The sequence below is a fragment of the Robertmurraya sp. GLU-23 genome, from assembly GCF_052983275.1.
In genome coordinates this window covers 17,142-31,940 of sequence record NZ_JBRKCV010000014.1, presented here as the reverse complement: position 1 = coordinate 31,940, position 14,799 = coordinate 17,142, and the positions used below count along the sequence as shown (strand labels likewise).

The 14,799-nt window shown below is 37.0% G+C and carries 16 protein-coding genes; 4 read left to right on the top strand and 12 right to left on the bottom strand.

What is annotated here, in order from left to right:
- Nucleotides 1-65: 65 nt before the first annotated feature.
- Nucleotides 66-467, top strand: a complete 402-nt coding sequence (locus ACVBAX_RS18765; protein ID WP_447118364.1) for a sporulation protein — start codon at nt 66-68, stop codon at nt 465-467.
- A 25-nt stretch (nt 468-492) separates the two neighbouring features.
- Here ACVBAX_RS18765 and ACVBAX_RS18760 read toward each other — a convergent pair whose 3' ends face one another.
- Nucleotides 493-621 carry a hypothetical protein gene (locus ACVBAX_RS18760; RefSeq protein WP_276131208.1) on the bottom strand — a complete coding sequence of 43 codons (129 nt, stop codon included), beginning with the start codon at nt 619-621 and terminating at the stop codon, nt 493-495.
- A gap of 144 nt (nt 622-765) precedes the next feature.
- Nucleotides 766-1,749, bottom strand: a complete 984-nt coding sequence (locus ACVBAX_RS18755) for a beta-ketoacyl-ACP synthase 3 (RefSeq protein WP_447118363.1) — start codon at nt 1,747-1,749, stop codon at nt 766-768.
- Nucleotides 1,750-1,933: 184 nt separating this feature from the next.
- Here ACVBAX_RS18755 and map point away from each other — a divergent pair, with 184 nt between their 5' ends.
- Nucleotides 1,934-2,677 carry a type I methionyl aminopeptidase gene (map, locus tag ACVBAX_RS18750; RefSeq protein WP_447118362.1) on the top strand — a complete coding sequence of 248 codons (744 nt, stop codon included), beginning with the start codon at nt 1,934-1,936 and terminating at the stop codon, nt 2,675-2,677.
- A 61-nt stretch (nt 2,678-2,738) separates the two neighbouring features.
- On the opposite strand, the gene ACVBAX_RS18745 is transcribed toward map, so the two are convergent.
- The 7 genes from ACVBAX_RS18745 to ACVBAX_RS18715 all read right to left on the bottom strand — a co-directional run bounded on the left by ACVBAX_RS18745 (nt 2,739) and on the right by ACVBAX_RS18715 (nt 11,454).
- Nucleotides 2,739-3,707, bottom strand: coding sequence for a carbohydrate kinase family protein (locus tag ACVBAX_RS18745; protein ID WP_447118361.1), 969 nt, complete (start codon nt 3,705-3,707; stop codon nt 2,739-2,741).
- Between the two features lie 14 nt (nt 3,708-3,721).
- The gene (locus tag ACVBAX_RS18740; RefSeq protein ID WP_447118360.1) at nt 3,722-5,200 is read right to left on the bottom strand and encodes a glycoside hydrolase family 32 protein; all 1,479 of its coding nucleotides are present in this window, start codon (nt 5,198-5,200) and stop codon (nt 3,722-3,724) included.
- 67 nt (nt 5,201-5,267) lie between these two features.
- Entirely contained in the window at nt 5,268-6,716 is a 1,449-nt protein-coding gene (locus tag ACVBAX_RS18735; protein WP_447118359.1) for a sucrose-specific PTS transporter subunit IIBC, read from the bottom strand.
- A gap of 132 nt (nt 6,717-6,848) precedes the next feature.
- Nucleotides 6,849-7,844: a LacI family DNA-binding transcriptional regulator gene (locus ACVBAX_RS18730; RefSeq protein ID WP_447118358.1), complete on the bottom strand. Its 996-nt coding sequence runs from the start codon at nt 7,842-7,844 to the stop codon at nt 6,849-6,851.
- A 159-nt stretch (nt 7,845-8,003) separates the two neighbouring features.
- Nucleotides 8,004-8,783: a CPBP family intramembrane glutamic endopeptidase gene (locus tag ACVBAX_RS18725; RefSeq protein WP_447118357.1), complete on the bottom strand. Its 780-nt coding sequence runs from the start codon at nt 8,781-8,783 to the stop codon at nt 8,004-8,006.
- Nucleotides 8,784-8,930: 147 nt separating this feature from the next.
- Nucleotides 8,931-9,818, bottom strand: coding sequence for a manganese catalase family protein (locus tag ACVBAX_RS18720; RefSeq protein WP_447118356.1), 888 nt, complete (start codon nt 9,816-9,818; stop codon nt 8,931-8,933).
- A gap of 181 nt (nt 9,819-9,999) precedes the next feature.
- Complete coding sequence (locus ACVBAX_RS18715) at nt 10,000-11,454, bottom strand: glycoside hydrolase family 1 protein (protein ID WP_447118355.1); 1,455 nt, start codon at nt 11,452-11,454, stop codon at nt 10,000-10,002.
- A 204-nt stretch (nt 11,455-11,658) separates the two neighbouring features.
- Between ACVBAX_RS18715 and ACVBAX_RS18710 the strand changes: the two genes are divergently transcribed.
- Nucleotides 11,659-12,381 (top strand): MurR/RpiR family transcriptional regulator, encoded by a 723-nt coding sequence (locus ACVBAX_RS18710; RefSeq protein WP_447118354.1) that lies wholly within the window; start codon nt 11,659-11,661, stop codon nt 12,379-12,381.
- Nucleotides 12,382-12,488: 107 nt separating this feature from the next.
- Nucleotides 12,489-13,094: a LysE family translocator gene (locus tag ACVBAX_RS18705; RefSeq protein ID WP_447118353.1), complete on the top strand. Its 606-nt coding sequence runs from the start codon at nt 12,489-12,491 to the stop codon at nt 13,092-13,094.
- Between the two features lie 54 nt (nt 13,095-13,148).
- Here ACVBAX_RS18705 and ACVBAX_RS18700 read toward each other — a convergent pair whose 3' ends face one another.
- The 3 genes from ACVBAX_RS18700 to ACVBAX_RS18690 all read right to left on the bottom strand — a co-directional run bounded on the left by ACVBAX_RS18700 (nt 13,149) and on the right by ACVBAX_RS18690 (nt 14,675).
- Entirely contained in the window at nt 13,149-13,721 is a 573-nt protein-coding gene (locus tag ACVBAX_RS18700; protein ID WP_447118352.1) for a DUF6944 family repetitive protein, read from the bottom strand.
- 120 nt (nt 13,722-13,841) lie between these two features.
- Entirely contained in the window at nt 13,842-14,006 is a 165-nt protein-coding gene (locus ACVBAX_RS18695; protein ID WP_119707909.1) for a Fur-regulated basic protein FbpA, read from the bottom strand.
- A gap of 213 nt (nt 14,007-14,219) precedes the next feature.
- Nucleotides 14,220-14,675, bottom strand: a complete 456-nt coding sequence (locus ACVBAX_RS18690) for an RrF2 family transcriptional regulator (RefSeq protein ID WP_447118351.1) — start codon at nt 14,673-14,675, stop codon at nt 14,220-14,222.
- Between the last annotated feature and the right edge of the window lie 124 nt (nt 14,676-14,799).

Genomic DNA, 14,799 nt, shown 5'->3' with positions numbered 1-14,799 from the left:
GCCTTTATCATTTATGATAGAGGCTTTTATTTACTTTAGTTTATCCATAAAATGGAGGGTATCAATTGTTTAATATATTTACTACTCTACTTAAAGCCGGTTCACCTACTGTTGACCTAAAAATCAAGCAGCCATCTGCACAAATCGGTGAGACGATATCAGGTTGTTTTTATTTACATGGGGGCCGAAAAACTCAAAAAATTAAGAGGCTTGAATGTAGTTTAGTTAAAGAATACGACGATGGAAGCTTCGATACGGTTGAAGAAGTGACAACCATCTTAATGTCTAAACAATTAAGTGAAAATGAAACGCTCGAATTTCCTTTCACTTTTGTCATAACAGATAAATTCCAACCAACCACAAGTAATATTACCTATCGATTTCATACAAATCTTGTCTACTCAGACAACCTGACTAGTAAAGATCATGATGAACTGGTTATTCTTACTTCAGAAGCAAATGATTAATTATGTTGGGGAGGCTATTGCCTCCCTACGTATTTTTTCTGCCTTTTGCAGAATTTTCTTTTGCATGTGCTTCGTGTTCAGCAACGATAGCTTCAGCTGGAATATGGTTATTTTTTTTCGGGCGATTCGCTTGTGCACGATGTTTTTTTCCCATGTTAATCCCTCCATGCTACTTTTAATTTTATTAAGCATGTGCTCAAATAGGATTCGACATCCTACAACATATCTTCCCTCAATAATAATAAAGCATTCATGTAATTACATAGCTCCTAAGATTAACGTCCCAAACTGAAACCTGTTAAATCGTCCATTCCAATAACACCCCGGCGTGAGTTAATCCTCCACCGAAGCCATATAACAAAATTATGTCACCCTGTTTAATTTTCCCCTCCGTTACCCCTTTATCCAGTGCAAGAGGGATTGTTGCTGCAGAAGTATTCCCGTATTCCACTAAGCTTTTTAGTGTTTTTTCTATCGGAAATTGGCTTCTTTCACAAATGGACTCAATGATTCTAAGATTCGCACTGTGTGGTACAAACCAATCAATTTCTTGTAAGCTTATTTCTGTTTTTTCTAGTACGGACAACATCCCTTTTGGAACCGTATTAACAGCCCATTTATATACTTCTCGCCCATTTTGTGTAATGTTTCCTGTTGCCGTTAGGCTTTCTCCGTTTATACTCTCAGATAGATCGGTACAGTATAAGTTCTTCCCTAGTTCCCCTTGTGAACCTAAATGTGAGGAGAGGAAACTTGGACTATCTTCATTATATTCCACAAGAACCGCTCCCCCACCATCACCAAATAAAACACAAGTGGTTCTATCAGTAAAATCAGTTATCTTTGACATCGTTTCGGCACCAATAACCAACACCTTTTTATTCAAACCAGCGGTAACTAAACCATTGGCAACGTGTAAACCATAGGTAAATCCTGCGCATGCCGCATTCAAATCAATCGCTCCGGTATGAGGAATTCCAAGCTTAGCTTGGACTAATGCAGCAACACTAGGAGTTTTAAAATCCGGAGTCATGGTACATACAATAATCATGTCTACATCATGAACAGACTTGTTATTTTTTTCGATTAAATTTTCTACCGCTTTTACACAAATATCACTGGTATACTCATGTTCGCTTGCAATTCTTCTTTCCTTAATACCCGTGCGTTTGACGATCCATTCATTGTTTGTGTCAACCATCCGCTCTAAATCTTCATTTGTTAGTATTTTCTCTGGTACGTATGAACCCACTGCAGTGATTTGTGCTCTCGAGTCGTTCATTCCTTCACCTCATTAATAGATATACACTCATTATAACTAACTATTAGTATCTGGTGCTAACTTTATGTATTCTTAGAGAACTTTTTTCACTAGCCTTCCGATTAGTAAAAGTGGATTTTCCCGCGAGAAAAGGGTATTCTAGAACAATCGAACTTTTATTTAATCTTATCGAAGGGGATTTATTATGATTGCAAAAACAGATCAAGATATAAATGGATTGAAGGAAATTGGGAGAATTGTTTCTTTGATTCGTGAGGAATTGGTAAAAAAGACGGTTCCAGGGATTACTACACAAGAACTTGATGATATGGCTGGTGTTCTTTTTGAAGAGCTCGGAGCTATTTCTGCACCAAAGGGTGAATATAACTTTCCTGGCTACACTTGCATAAGTGTGAATGAAGAAGTGGCACATGGAATTCCTGGCAAGCGTGTGATACAAGAAGGAGATATTGTTAACATTGATGTGTCCGGCTCTAAAAATGGCTATTTCGCCGATACAGGTATTTCCTTTGTTGTTGGTGAGGGAGACCCTATTCTTACGAAGATTTGTGAAACAGCAAAAGAAGCATTCGAAATGGGCTTGAAGAAAGCAAAACCTGGCTCAAAGAAGAGTGGACTCGGAAAAGCAGTAATGTCTGTAGCCAGAAAGAACGGATTAACAGTTATTAAAAATCTTACTGGTCATGGCATCGGACGGAGAATTCATGAAGCCCCAGATCATATTTATAATTACAATGAAACTTGGGATGATGAACTATTAAAAGATGGAATGGTTATCGCTTTTGAACCATTCATCTCCACACAAGAAGAGGAAGTGTTCCAAAACGAAGGAGATGACTGGACATACGTCACAGAAAAAAGCTTTGTTGCTCAATGTGAGCATACCATCATTCTTACTAAGAATGGACCGATCGTCATTACTCGATAATTTAATATGTTCAATCACTATTCAAAAAGGAGCTTGCTATTCCACAGCAAGCTCCTTTTCGCTAATTATTGATTAATTTATTAATATCCTCTACTGTAGGAAGAGCAGAGATCGCTCCCTTTCCTTCTGTAGTTAACGCCCCACTTGCATTCGCAAAAGTAAGTAATTCCTCTGCTTTTGTCTCAAGTAGTTGTCCTAATTCTTCAATGCTTGCGTTATTTTCTAAAAGCTTGTATAAGAATCCACCAATAAAAGCATCTCCAGCACCTGTTGTATCTTGAACATTTGCCTTAAACCCCTGAGATTCATACTTTTTGCCATTTACATAAAGTTCTGCACCGTTAGCACCTTTTGTATAAATAATCGCTTTTACCTCTCCTTGAAATAGAGAAGAAATGGCCGTTTTTTCGTCAGCTATTCCTGTTATGAATTCGAGCTCTTCATCCGAAATTTTGACGATATGAGCCTCTGGAATAAATGCCAAAATGGTATTTTTGCATTCTTCTGCATCCTTCCAGAGAGGAAGTCTTACATTAGGGTCAAAACTAACAAGCCCGCCTTTTTCTTTCATCGCCCGAATTGCTTTCGTATGCGCCAGCTTCATTGGGCTTTCAACTAAGTCAACTGAACAAAAATGGAGAATGTCTCCCTTATTGAACCACTTTTCATCAATTTCTGCTTCATCTAACAGTAAATCAGCAGATGGATTACGGTAAAAAGAAAAATCCCTCTCTCCGTCCAGTCGAAGAGAAACAAAGGCAAGACCTGTATTGGCCTCTGACGTCCTGCTGACCTTATCTGTCTCTACGCCGGCTTCCTCCAACTTCTCTACTAAAAAATCACCAAACGCATCTACTCCAAGCTTAGTAATCATAGAAGAGGAACCACCATATTTCGCAACGGCTGCCGCTACGTTAGCTGGAGCTCCTCCTGGTGCACGTTCAAAAGAAATAACATCCTTTAATGCTTTTCCTTTTTCCAAAGGGATAAAATCAATTAATACTTCTCCGATAGAAAATAACTTCCCCATTTTGCTACCTCTTTCTACTGATTTGTTTGTAAATCCCATTTCTTTGCCTGAAAAGAAACCTTCCCTCCTGTAGCAAAAAAGCGGATTCCCTGACTCTTTTCGCTAGGAAAGATCCTACTGGTAAAAACTTCTTCTCCATCATTAACGAAAATTTCAACTGAGGACACATCAACAAACATCTGAAGCTTTATTCTCTTACTGTCCAGCATACATTTTCTCACTGACCCATAAGACGTAGCAAAGGATGTTCCTGAATGTGTTCGATCGAGGACTAGCTTCTTTTCTATCGTATCATAAGTAATGATCGTTTTTTCATTTTTTCCTGATCGAAATTCAATCCCAAATGTTTTTGCATCTTGGTTTTGAAATTCAGTAATTAGCTCATAAGTCGTCCCGGTGAATCCAACGTAGGATTTACCTTCATCATGAAGATTATCCTCTATATTTTTTTCATTTTTTCTTAACTCTTGTAATTCTTTTACTGGATTTTGAAGTAGTTTCCCATTTTTTTCGGTTAGCTCTCTTGGTAAGGATAGACAATGAGCCCAACCATCCACATCCGTCGGATAGTCGATTTCCGGAAGCCCCACCCATCCAACTAAGATACGTCTCCCTTTATGATCCTCCATCGTTTGTGGTGCGTAGAAATCAAAGCCACGATCCAGTTCTTGAAACTCTCCGTGGGAAAATAAACCATTCTCCACATCAAGTGGATTTCCTATCAAGTATCCAGATTGATAAATATTTTGATACCAATCACCATTTGGAGCAATTCCTTGTGGTGAAAAAACTAGAATTCCTTGATCTCCCAGTTCAAAATAATCGGGACATTCCCACATATAACCGAATTGAGGAAGCTCTGTTTTCATTTCACCTTTAAAGGACCAACTCAATAAATCATTTGATTGATAAAGGATGATACACCCTGTTTCATTTGTTCTTTGCGCTCCAATCACCATAAAAAACTGATTGTCTTTTTTCCATATTTTCGGATCACGAAAATGATCGGTATATCCTTCTGGTACCTCAGAGAGAACCGGAGGGAGTTTTGTTATTTCCCCCTCTTGATTCATCACGGCTAAACATTGATAGGGGTTCCTTCCCCAGTCCTTATCACGCGTGTTTCCTGTATAAAGTAAATATAAATTCCCCTCATGTTCGATAGCACTCCCAGAGTAAGCACCATGACTATCAAAATAGTCACCTGGCTTGATCCCAATTCCTGCATCTTCCCAGTTCACCAAATCCTTTGATTTCACATGATACCAATATTTCAACCCGTGTACCGGTCCTAATGGGAACCACTGATAAAATAAATGATATTCTCCGTTAAAGTAGGAAAAACCGTTTGGATCGTTTAACAATCCTGTATTCGGTTGTATATGGAAAGTTTGTCGCCAGACTGAATTATTCACTTTTTGTTCCAATTCAAGTACTTCTTCCTGGCTTGCTTCTTCTAACGTTCGATATCTTCGTTCTTTTGTCCATTCCATGTTAGTCTTCTCCTTATGCAAACAGAGGGGAATCAGAATCGTGATTCGCCCTCCTCATTTTTCACTCTTAAGCTGCTTTAAGCCCGTTTTTTTTCTTTTCTTTCTTTTCCTCACGCTTCCCTAATACATAGGTCATAGCAAAGGCTACTGAAAAGGCAATAGCCATACCGATGATATAAGAGATAATGGATCCCGGCTTAATAGAGATAATGCCAGGAAGTCCCGCCGCACCAAGAGCAACCGCTTTTACTTTAAATAGAGTCACAAACGCTGCTCCTACTGCTGAACCAATAATGGCACCGATAAACGGAAAACGCAGCTTTAAATTCACTCCGAACATAGCAGGCTCAGTAATTCCGAGTAACGCTGAGATACCTGCAGCTGAAGCAACACCTTTTGTCTTGGCATTTTTCGTAATTAACAGAACCGCCAGTGTTGATGCACCTTGAGCAATATTTGACATGGCAGCAATAACGAAGATAAAAGAACCGCCTGTTTTAGCCATATCTGCTAGAAGTTGCGTTTCTACCGCAATAAAGCTATGGTGCATACCTGTGATAACGATCGGCGCATACAGAAGTCCAAAGATCGCACCCCCGATAAATCCAGTCGTGTCATACAACCAAATTAACCCATCCGTTAGTAAGTTCCCTGCTGAACGTGTAATCGGTCCAACTGCTGTGAAAGTTAAAAGTCCTGTAACAAATATCGTTAATAATGGCGTTAATAAGTTATCTAATGCAGATGGAATGACTTTTCGTAAACCGTTTTCAATCTTTGCTAAAATAAACGATGCTGCAAGAACTGGTAAAACACTTCCTTGATAACCGACCTTTTCAATTTCTAATCCAAAAATATTCCAAACCGGAATCGTTCCATTTAACAAAGCATCTCCGTAACCATACCCATTCAATAAATCTGGGTGAACCATCAGCATTCCAAGAGCTGCCCCTAAATACTGATTCCCACCAAAACGTTTTGTGGCTGAAAATCCAATTAAAATTGGTAAGAAAACAAATGCAGCATTCGCAAACGTATTAATAAGTGCGGCTAAATCAGCAAGTTCAGGCTTTGCTTCAACAAGCGATTTTCCAGCGATAAATAAGTCTTGAGCCGTTAATAGATTGTTAATCCCCATCAATAAACCGCCAGCTACAATCGCTGGGATAATAGGTACAAAGATATCCGAAAGCATCTTTACAAAACGTTGAAGCGGATTCATTTTCTTTGATCCAGCGTCCTTTACGTCGCTAGTAGACATTTCTTCTATATTTGTTAATCTAGTAAACTCCTTATATACTTCATTTACCGTTCCGGAACCAAGGATAATCTGATACTGACCTCCAGTTGAGAACGTTCCCTTTACTACATCCATTTCTTCAAGAACATTTGTATCTACTAAGCTTTCATCCTCTAATACTAGTCGAAGTCTTGTTGCACAATGTGCAGCAGCTGAAACATTTTCTTTGCCGCCAATAGCTTTAAGAATTTCCTCAGCAATTAATGAATAATTCATTGGTATTTCCTCCTTATTCTATTGTGGAACCGATTCCAATATTGATTAAAAAAATATGGAACCGGTTCCTTTTTTAAGTATTATTTCACCGGTTCCTAGGTGTTTGTTTTGGAACCGGTTCCGATGAGTTGATTATAATTCATGTTTTATGAAACTGTCAACGCTTCCACGAGAAATTAATTTAAAATTTGTGTATGTGATTTTTTCTATTTGTTCCCCTTCAATCAATTTAAGCATTTTTTGTGCAGCTATTTTTCCTGCATGTTTAAATTCGTATTTGACAGTCGTGAGGCTTGGATGAATGTACTCTGTTACCTCATATCCCCCAAACCCCGTAACAGATAAATCCTTTGGAATATCTAATCCCTTTATAAAGGCTGCTTTACAAACACCTAGGGCAATATTATCTGTCGCACAAACAATGATTGATGGCTTAAAATCGTCAATAATTCGCGTGGCTTGGTAAAGAGCATCACCCATTCCAAACCCTGTTTCATAATATTTGACCTCGCACCCTTCAATACCCGAAACTGCATCTTTGAAGCCATCTCTCCGTTGAACTCCAACAGAAATATCTTTCGGAGTTACACCTAAATAAGCTATTTTTCTATGGCCCTTCTCCAAAACATGCTTTCCCATTGTTTTTGCTGCTTCGTAATCTTGATGAATGATACTATAAACTTCATCATGCTGTTGGCCTACTAGTAGGATCGGAATATCAATTTTTTCAAAAGCTTCTAGATGCTGATCGGTTATTTTAGTCGCCAACAAAATAACTCCTGCTACCTTTTGTCTTGCAAAGCTATAAAGACTCTCTATTTCTCTTTCTTCATCTTGACTTGTGTTCGAGATGACCAACTGGCATCCAGCTTCTCGGAGTTGTTCGTCAATCCCAATAAGTGTTCTTGCAGAAGCAAAAGAATCTAACCGAGGAACAACGGTTCCAATAATACTTGTCTTCTTTGCTTTTAAACTTTGAGCAAACGTATTCGGAACATACCCCGTCTCGTTTATCACTCTCTCTATTTTCAGTTTTGTCGCATCTCCAATCGATCCACCGTTTAAATAACGTGAAACAGTACTCTTCGCAACACCAGCGATACGAGCAATATCTGCAATTGTTGTCATATTGTCACTCCGTTTTAATTCTTCTATGTAATACTATCAAATCCAATAGTTTTTACTTAACACCACTATTCTACCATAATTTCACAAAAAAAGACGATTACTCAATAAGCAATCGCCCATCCGATTTAAAAGTCTTTTTTAATAAAATTCCCCAATAAATTAAAGAATAAAACCACTAAACACCATGCCTATATTGATCACGATATGAAAAATAATAGATGGGAAAAGGCTATTTGTTTTTAAAACTATCACTCCATAAAAAAGTCCTCCTAATGAAAAGAAGAGACAAAGAATAAATGGAATGCCAATGATCAGATGCATGAGTCCAAATCCAATACTTGTAACAACCAGCGCATAAGAAACCCCAACATATTTAACTAAGGATGATAATAAAATCCCCCTCCATATCCATTCCTCAAGTGTAGCGTTAATAAGAGAAAATAAAATACAAAAAACAATGAATGAATTATTTGTAAGCAGATCTTTTTGTAAAACAAATGGGAGAAACGCTGCTCCAGAAGATACAACCACGACAACCAATAAATTGGATAGCTTTATCGAGTGAAAAGGTAATTGTATCACTTGACTCCACTGAGGACGGTGATGGTAAAAAAAGAACTCCTTTTTACTTAATCGATGAGCAGTGTATAAACCCGTTACCATTATCAACAATAAACTCCGGTTTAAAATAATTCTTGTTTCACTCTGAAAATCATACTGGCCAATCACCATATTCATTAATTGATAAATAACTAAACTAACAAGAAAACATATAAAAATGGACGCTAAAAACCGGAAATTTGTGTTCTTCGAAACTATCAATAACAGCAATAGTACTGTTCCAGTCCAAAGCCACATACCATATGAGATAAAAATAATACCTACAAGAAATAAAACTGCTGATACATTATTTTTTTGATCTAAAAGATATGTCATCATTACTCCTTTTGGTTAATTATTCGCTTTTATCATACCATTTTATTCCTTTTTTGAAATGAGAAATAGTAATATTCTGGGCAAAATAAAAAGCAAGGGCCCGGTGTCACACCAGACCCATGCTAAAATAAAGTTTAATTCTTAGTACTTTTACTGAAGAGGTTGGTTATTCATAAAGGTGTTTGGCTCCATTTTTCCGGCACCTTGAATGATTCTCATATCTAGTGGAGGTGTTCCATGTATATAGGCTGGTCCTGGTTTAAGTTCTGGTTTTTGACCCATTGCTTGCGGATTTTGAACATATTCAAAACTAGCCTGTCCATCAAATGTTGGGCCATTTGCCCATCTACCTGACCGACTATCTTCTCCCTCAGAGAAGTTCATGAATGAGTAGGATACTTCTTGTTTTTCATATTCTTGATTAAAAGTACTTGGAACTATTGCTCCCTGAGTTTTTTCTAACTCTTCAATTGCTGCCATCCATTGATTTTGGTGCATGGTATCACGAGCAATCAAGAAAGATAGCATATCACGGACTCCAGGGTCTGTTGTCATTTCGTACAGACGGCACACCTGAAGCCTTCCTTGTGACTCTGCATTTAAGTTTGCACGAAAGTCTGCTAACAAGTTTCCACTTGCTATCGTGTAACGAGCTGTCCATGGATATCCGACACTGTCGTTTGGTTGCGCGCCCAGTCCATTTACAATGGCATGTTGAGGATTCATCCCACCAAGTACAGCTTCTATTACTGGATCCTTTGCTGCTTGTTCCTGGTCATGTGCCGGTGCGCCGTCTAATAATTGTGCAATCATTGTTGCAATCATTTCTACATGCGCAATTTCTTCGGTTCCAATATCTAATAACATATCTCGATACTTACTTTCTGCGCGACAGTTCCATCCTTGGAATAAATATTGCATCATAACAGAGATTTCTCCAAATTGTCCACCGAGTATCTCTTGTAATTTTTTTGCATAAACTGGGTCTGGCTGACTTGGTTTTGCGTTATATTGCAGTTCTTTTATATGGTAGAACATTTACATCCCCCTATTTCTTTTGATCCTGTCACAAAGTATTTTTGGCAGAAGCTCATAATATATAAGATGAAATAATACCCAAAAAACGTTCTTTCACTGAATAAAAGTAAAGAAAAGAATGTATGATATAAAAATAGACATCCCAAAATTGAGATGCCTTATCTTTAATATAGTATTGGTTTTATAATTGTTCCCCATTGGAAGCAATCACCTTTTTATACCAATCAAACGATTTCTTCTTGCTTCTTGCTAATGTACCATTGCCGTAATCATCTTGGTCTACGTAGATAAAACCATATCGTTTAGACATTTCTGATGTACTTGCACTAATTAAATCAATACAGCCCCAGCTTGTGTAACCAATTAGATCTACGCCCTCTTTAATAGCTTCTTTCATTTGCTCAATATGAGCACGTAAATAATCAATACGGTAATCATCGTTAATAGAACCATCTTCTTCTACTTTATCGTATGCGCCAAGACCATTCTCAACAATAAATAAAGGTACCTGATAGCGATCGTACATTTTCTTTAACGTGATACGTAAGCCCTTAGGATCGATTTGCCATCCCCAATCCGAAGACTCTAAGTAAGGATTTTTCACTCCACTAAAGAAATTTCCTTTTTCCTTTTTCTTGCCTGGTGCCCCACTAGCAACCATAGACATATAGTAGCTGAATGATAGGTAGTCTACTGGATGTTGTAGTAAAATTTCTTCGTCTCCAGGAAGCATGTTAATTTTAATATCATTTTCTTCAAAATAGCTCAACATATAGCTTGGATAGTACCCACGAACTTGAACATCAGTGAAGAATAAGTTCATTTGATCTTCTTTTTGTGCTTCTAACACATCATCTGGACTACATGTTTCAGGATATACTTCCATACGAGCTAACATACATCCAATCATAGCTTCAGGAATAATTTCATGACATGCTTTAACCGCTCTTGCACTAGCAACAAATTGATGATGTAGAGCTTGATATACCGTTTGTTCCTTATGCTCCACTTCGTCAATTAAGATTCCGCTTCCGATATACGGAGAAAGTGTAGAGATATTGATCTCATTAAAAGTTAACCAGTATTTTACTTTTCCTTTATAACGATTGAATACAGTTTCAGCATAATTTACAAATAAATCAACTACACGACGATCTGCCCAACCATTGTAATTTTGTACTAAGCTAAGTGGAATTTCGTAATGTGATAAAGTGACAAGTGGCTCAATTCCATACTTTAATAACTCATCAAATACCTTGTCATAGAAAGCTAGTCCTTCTTCATTTGGCTCTCTATCATCACCGTTTGGAAATATACGAGGCCAAGAGATAGACATACGGAATGTTTTAAAGCCCATTTCCGCAAACAAAGCAATATCTTCTTTATAACGATGGTAGAAGTCGATTCCACGACGTTTAGGGAAGTTATCTCCACCTTTACCTGATAAAAGATTTTCTAGTTCTTTTTTGCTTTTCACGTCCATCTCGATATCATTACCACGTTCTTCTTTTGGTACAAATTGTACCATATCAAAAATAGATAATCCTTTGCCACCTTCGTTGTATGCACCTTCTAATTGGTTTGCAGCCGTAGCTCCACCCCATAAAAACCCTTCTGGGAATTGATTGTTTTTCATGATTGTTCCTCCTAGCCTGTTCTCTAAAATGACATTAGTTAGTTTATAGGAATATAGTAATTTTAATTAGTCTGATAGTAAATATTTGTGGAGTATCTAGTTTTTAATAACAACGGTTGTTAAACGTTACAAACTTGTAACACTATGTTACATTTAATAAAGTATGATTTTAAAGTTGCTTTTTCTAAGGAGAGGTCCCCTTTCATGTTTACAAATGAGGTCATTAAATCATTCAATGAATTAGAAACATCTATATATAATTATGTTTGCCAACATGGTGAGAAAGTTGCCTATATGAGAATACGTGAATTAGCCGATGAAACACATGTTTCTACAGCAACCATATTACGTTTTTGCCGTAAACTACATTGTGAAGGTTTTTCAGAGTTTAAAGTGAAGCTTAAAATGCATCTAGGCGAAGAGAAAAAAGCAACATTAAAGAACTCAGACCATTTAGTAGTTGAGTTTTTCGAGCGGACATTAAATCGTGATTTAGAAGATAAAATTATCGAGGCAGCAAAGCTAATTGCAGAAGCGGATCATGTTCTTTTTATCGGAAGTGGTAGTTCAGGGATTGTTGCTGAATATGGAGCTCGATATTTCTCGAGTTTAGGGAAATTTTCACTTTATATAAAGGATCCCTTCTTACAGCTTCATTCCAAACACCACGATAAAAGCGTGACGATCGCGCTATCCGTGTCTGGTGAAAACTTTTTTACAATTGAACACTTGAACCAATTAAAGCAAGAAGGAAGTACCATTATTAGCCTTACTAATAACACACGTTCAACGATTGCCAAAATATCTGATGTAAACATTGCCTATTACGTGACAGAAGAAATTTATGAAAAAGCCAATATTACCACTCAAGTGCCTGTCGTGTATATTTTAGAATCTCTCGCACGTGAGGTACATAGGCAAAGCTAGACACTTTCTTTAGTTTGGTAGATTGCTAACACATTAGTAGACTCTCTTGAGAGATTTTCTTTTTCTATGTTTTAATATGTAAAAAAGAAAATTGAAGGAGTAATACGATGTTTTTCTATATTTGCATGTCGTTATCTATCATTCTAATACCTGGTCCCGATATGATCTTTGTTCTTACACAAAGTATTTCATCAGGTATAAAAGCAGGAGTCCGTACGATATTAGGTTCTTTAACGGGAACATTTATTCATACCTTACTTGCTGCGTTTGGCTTGTCCATTATTGTTCAAAAATCACCCTTTGTTTTTGAGGTAATCAAATATGGTGGAGCCGTTTATTTACTATTCTTAGCTATTCAATCTTTTCGTGAAAAAAGTGAACCTACGCAATTGGAACCTGATGGTGTTCCATTAAAGGGCTTTTTTAGAAAAGGTTTTATAACGAATATTGCTAATCCAAAAATGCCTATTTTCTTTTTAACCTTTTTACCACAGTTTGTGCACGTAGGTACGGGGGATGAATCGTTTCAAATCTTTTACTTAGGGATGATCTTTATTATTGAAACTTTTATTGTCTTTTTTATTGTTTCATTATTCTCTTCACGTTTAAGAGACAAATTGAGTGGAAATGCTTTGGTATCTAACATTATAAATTACTTTAAAGGAACTATTTTTGCTGGATTGGGGATTAAATTACTACTTTTAAGTAGGTAATCCCAAAAAATACTGGGGGTGTCAAGTTAACTGAACACCCCTTATCTTATTTCTCTAACTTTCCTCCTTTACTTGACCAATTACCGAGAGAACGGAACCAACTGCTTGAATCCAACTTCCTGCAAAAATAATAGAATCTCCCGAGGAAGTCGACACCTCCCCTTTTGAAAGCTGCTTTTCCTTAAGATTAATGCTACCACCGATAGCTTGAAGAGAGTTCCCTATAGACTGTAGTAAGTTCCCATTTATATTGTAAATTTGACCAGCTGCAGTTGGATCTTTAAATTCATCCCCCAAAGCCACTGCCCCACCTAGCGCTTGCAGCCAATTACCTGTAATGACTAGTTTCTCTTCAATATCATCTTCTATATTCCATACAAGTCCAGCAAGTACTGTGCTATTTCCAATTGACTGAATTTCATTTCCCAGTTTCTCAAGAGAAGGCTCCTTTTGGCCATCTGCTTGAAGTGCATTACCCACTGCTTGTAGAGTATTTCCAACAATATCAAAATCTTTATATAAGTCAATAATCCTAGTGCTTTCCGATGGGTAGCTTGCAACCGCTGACAGTATGGTACCTATTGCCGCTACCACCGCTCCATATATTTCTTTAACCTGATCGTCCATAACATACTCCTTACTGTTGTATATTAAATAATATTCAATTCCTATAGGCGTGTTACCCATGATCATTCACTAATGAGTTATCTCAAAAAATATAGACCTTCGCTTAACGAAGGTCCATACTTATTCCTTACGATTTCGGTTCCACTTTTTATACTCTAACTCTAAGTCTGTAAGTGTTAGTTCAAATAAATGTTGCTCGTTCTTTTTGTAGATTCCTGCTTTGATTAAATAATTAATTAAATAATTCTTTCTTTTTTCTACTGCTAATCTTAATTGTTTTGACATCCTCCATACCTCCAGTTTAGTTTATTCATTTACCAACAAGTCTTACTACTGTGTTTTAGAAAACTAAACTGAAGTTTTTATGAATAAAATAAAAAGCCCCCTTAGAAACGTCCATGTTCATGAACAGTTAACTAACAGGAGCCTACGGTTGTCCGATCGGCATGTATTTATAGGTTCTCGAGTGAAATCTTCACTTTTTCTAGTACTTGCTCATCAATTTGTCCTTTTGAAAGCAAGAAAATCATCCCCTTTGTTCAAAGTTAATCGATTCTCCAATAAATCCTCTAAAGTTGTTTGATCTAACACGTACGCGATGGTGTCTCTTACAAGCGACCAGAGCGGTTTTAGTTGACATGCAGGTTCTAATTGACATGGTTCATATTTCGTAATGGATGCACATCCCATAGGAGAAAGTGGCCCCTCTAACACCCGAATGACTTCACCAATGTTTATGTCCCTTGTTTCCCGTTTTAGGATATATCCGCCATTTGTACCTCTTTTACTTTCTAAATACCCTAATTTTTTTAGCTTTAATAAAATTTGTTCTAAATAACTTACTGTAACTAGAGTTTTATCTGAAATTTCTTGAATCGATATTACTTTCCCATGATGTTCTCCAAGAACTAGTAATGCTCTTAGGGCATATTCTCCCTTACTTGAAACTTTCATACTGTTTGCCCCCTCATTCATCCTTATTCATTCATTTAAATAGTCGAGTGTTCTAGTCAACATATTATCATAAAAAATGAATTGTTGATTAAATCAGTCGACTTTTGCCTATAAAAATGAATAC

What these genes read in the sequence shown, in the direction of transcription:
- ACVBAX_RS18760 (WP_276131208.1), bottom strand. Translation starts at nt 621, where the DNA reads ATGGGAAAAAAACATCGTGCACAAGCGAATCGCCCGAAAAAAAATAAC.
- ACVBAX_RS18755 (WP_447118363.1), bottom strand. Translation starts at nt 1,749, where the DNA reads ATGAACGACTCGAGAGCACAAATCACTGCAGTGGGTTCATACGTACCA.
- map (WP_447118362.1), top strand. Translation starts at nt 1,934, where the DNA reads ATGATTGCAAAAACAGATCAAGATATAAATGGATTGAAGGAAATTGGG.
- ACVBAX_RS18745 (WP_447118361.1), bottom strand. Translation starts at nt 3,707, where the DNA reads ATGGGGAAGTTATTTTCTATCGGAGAAGTATTAATTGATTTTATCCCT.
- ACVBAX_RS18740 (WP_447118360.1), bottom strand. Translation starts at nt 5,200, where the DNA reads ATGGAATGGACAAAAGAACGAAGATATCGAACGTTAGAAGAAGCAAGC.
- ACVBAX_RS18735 (WP_447118359.1), bottom strand. Translation starts at nt 6,716, where the DNA reads ATGAATTATTCATTAATTGCTGAGGAAATTCTTAAAGCTATTGGCGGC.
- ACVBAX_RS18730 (WP_447118358.1), bottom strand. Translation starts at nt 7,844, where the DNA reads ATGACAACAATTGCAGATATTGCTCGTATCGCTGGTGTTGCGAAGAGT.
- ACVBAX_RS18725 (WP_447118357.1), bottom strand. Translation starts at nt 8,783, where the DNA reads ATGATGACATATCTTTTAGATCAAAAAAATAATGTATCAGCAGTTTTA.
- ACVBAX_RS18720 (WP_447118356.1), bottom strand. Translation starts at nt 9,818, where the DNA reads ATGTTCTACCATATAAAAGAACTGCAATATAACGCAAAACCAAGTCAG.
- ACVBAX_RS18715 (WP_447118355.1), bottom strand. Translation starts at nt 11,454, where the DNA reads ATGAAAAACAATCAATTCCCAGAAGGGTTTTTATGGGGTGGAGCTACG.
- ACVBAX_RS18710 (WP_447118354.1), top strand. Translation starts at nt 11,659, where the DNA reads ATGTTTACAAATGAGGTCATTAAATCATTCAATGAATTAGAAACATCT.
- ACVBAX_RS18705 (WP_447118353.1), top strand. Translation starts at nt 12,489, where the DNA reads ATGTTTTTCTATATTTGCATGTCGTTATCTATCATTCTAATACCTGGT.
- ACVBAX_RS18700 (WP_447118352.1), bottom strand. Translation starts at nt 13,721, where the DNA reads ATGGACGATCAGGTTAAAGAAATATATGGAGCGGTGGTAGCGGCAATA.
- ACVBAX_RS18695 (WP_119707909.1), bottom strand. Translation starts at nt 14,006, where the DNA reads ATGTCAAAACAATTAAGATTAGCAGTAGAAAAAAGAAAGAATTATTTA.
- ACVBAX_RS18690 (WP_447118351.1), bottom strand. Translation starts at nt 14,675, where the DNA reads ATGAAAGTTTCAAGTAAGGGAGAATATGCCCTAAGAGCATTACTAGTT.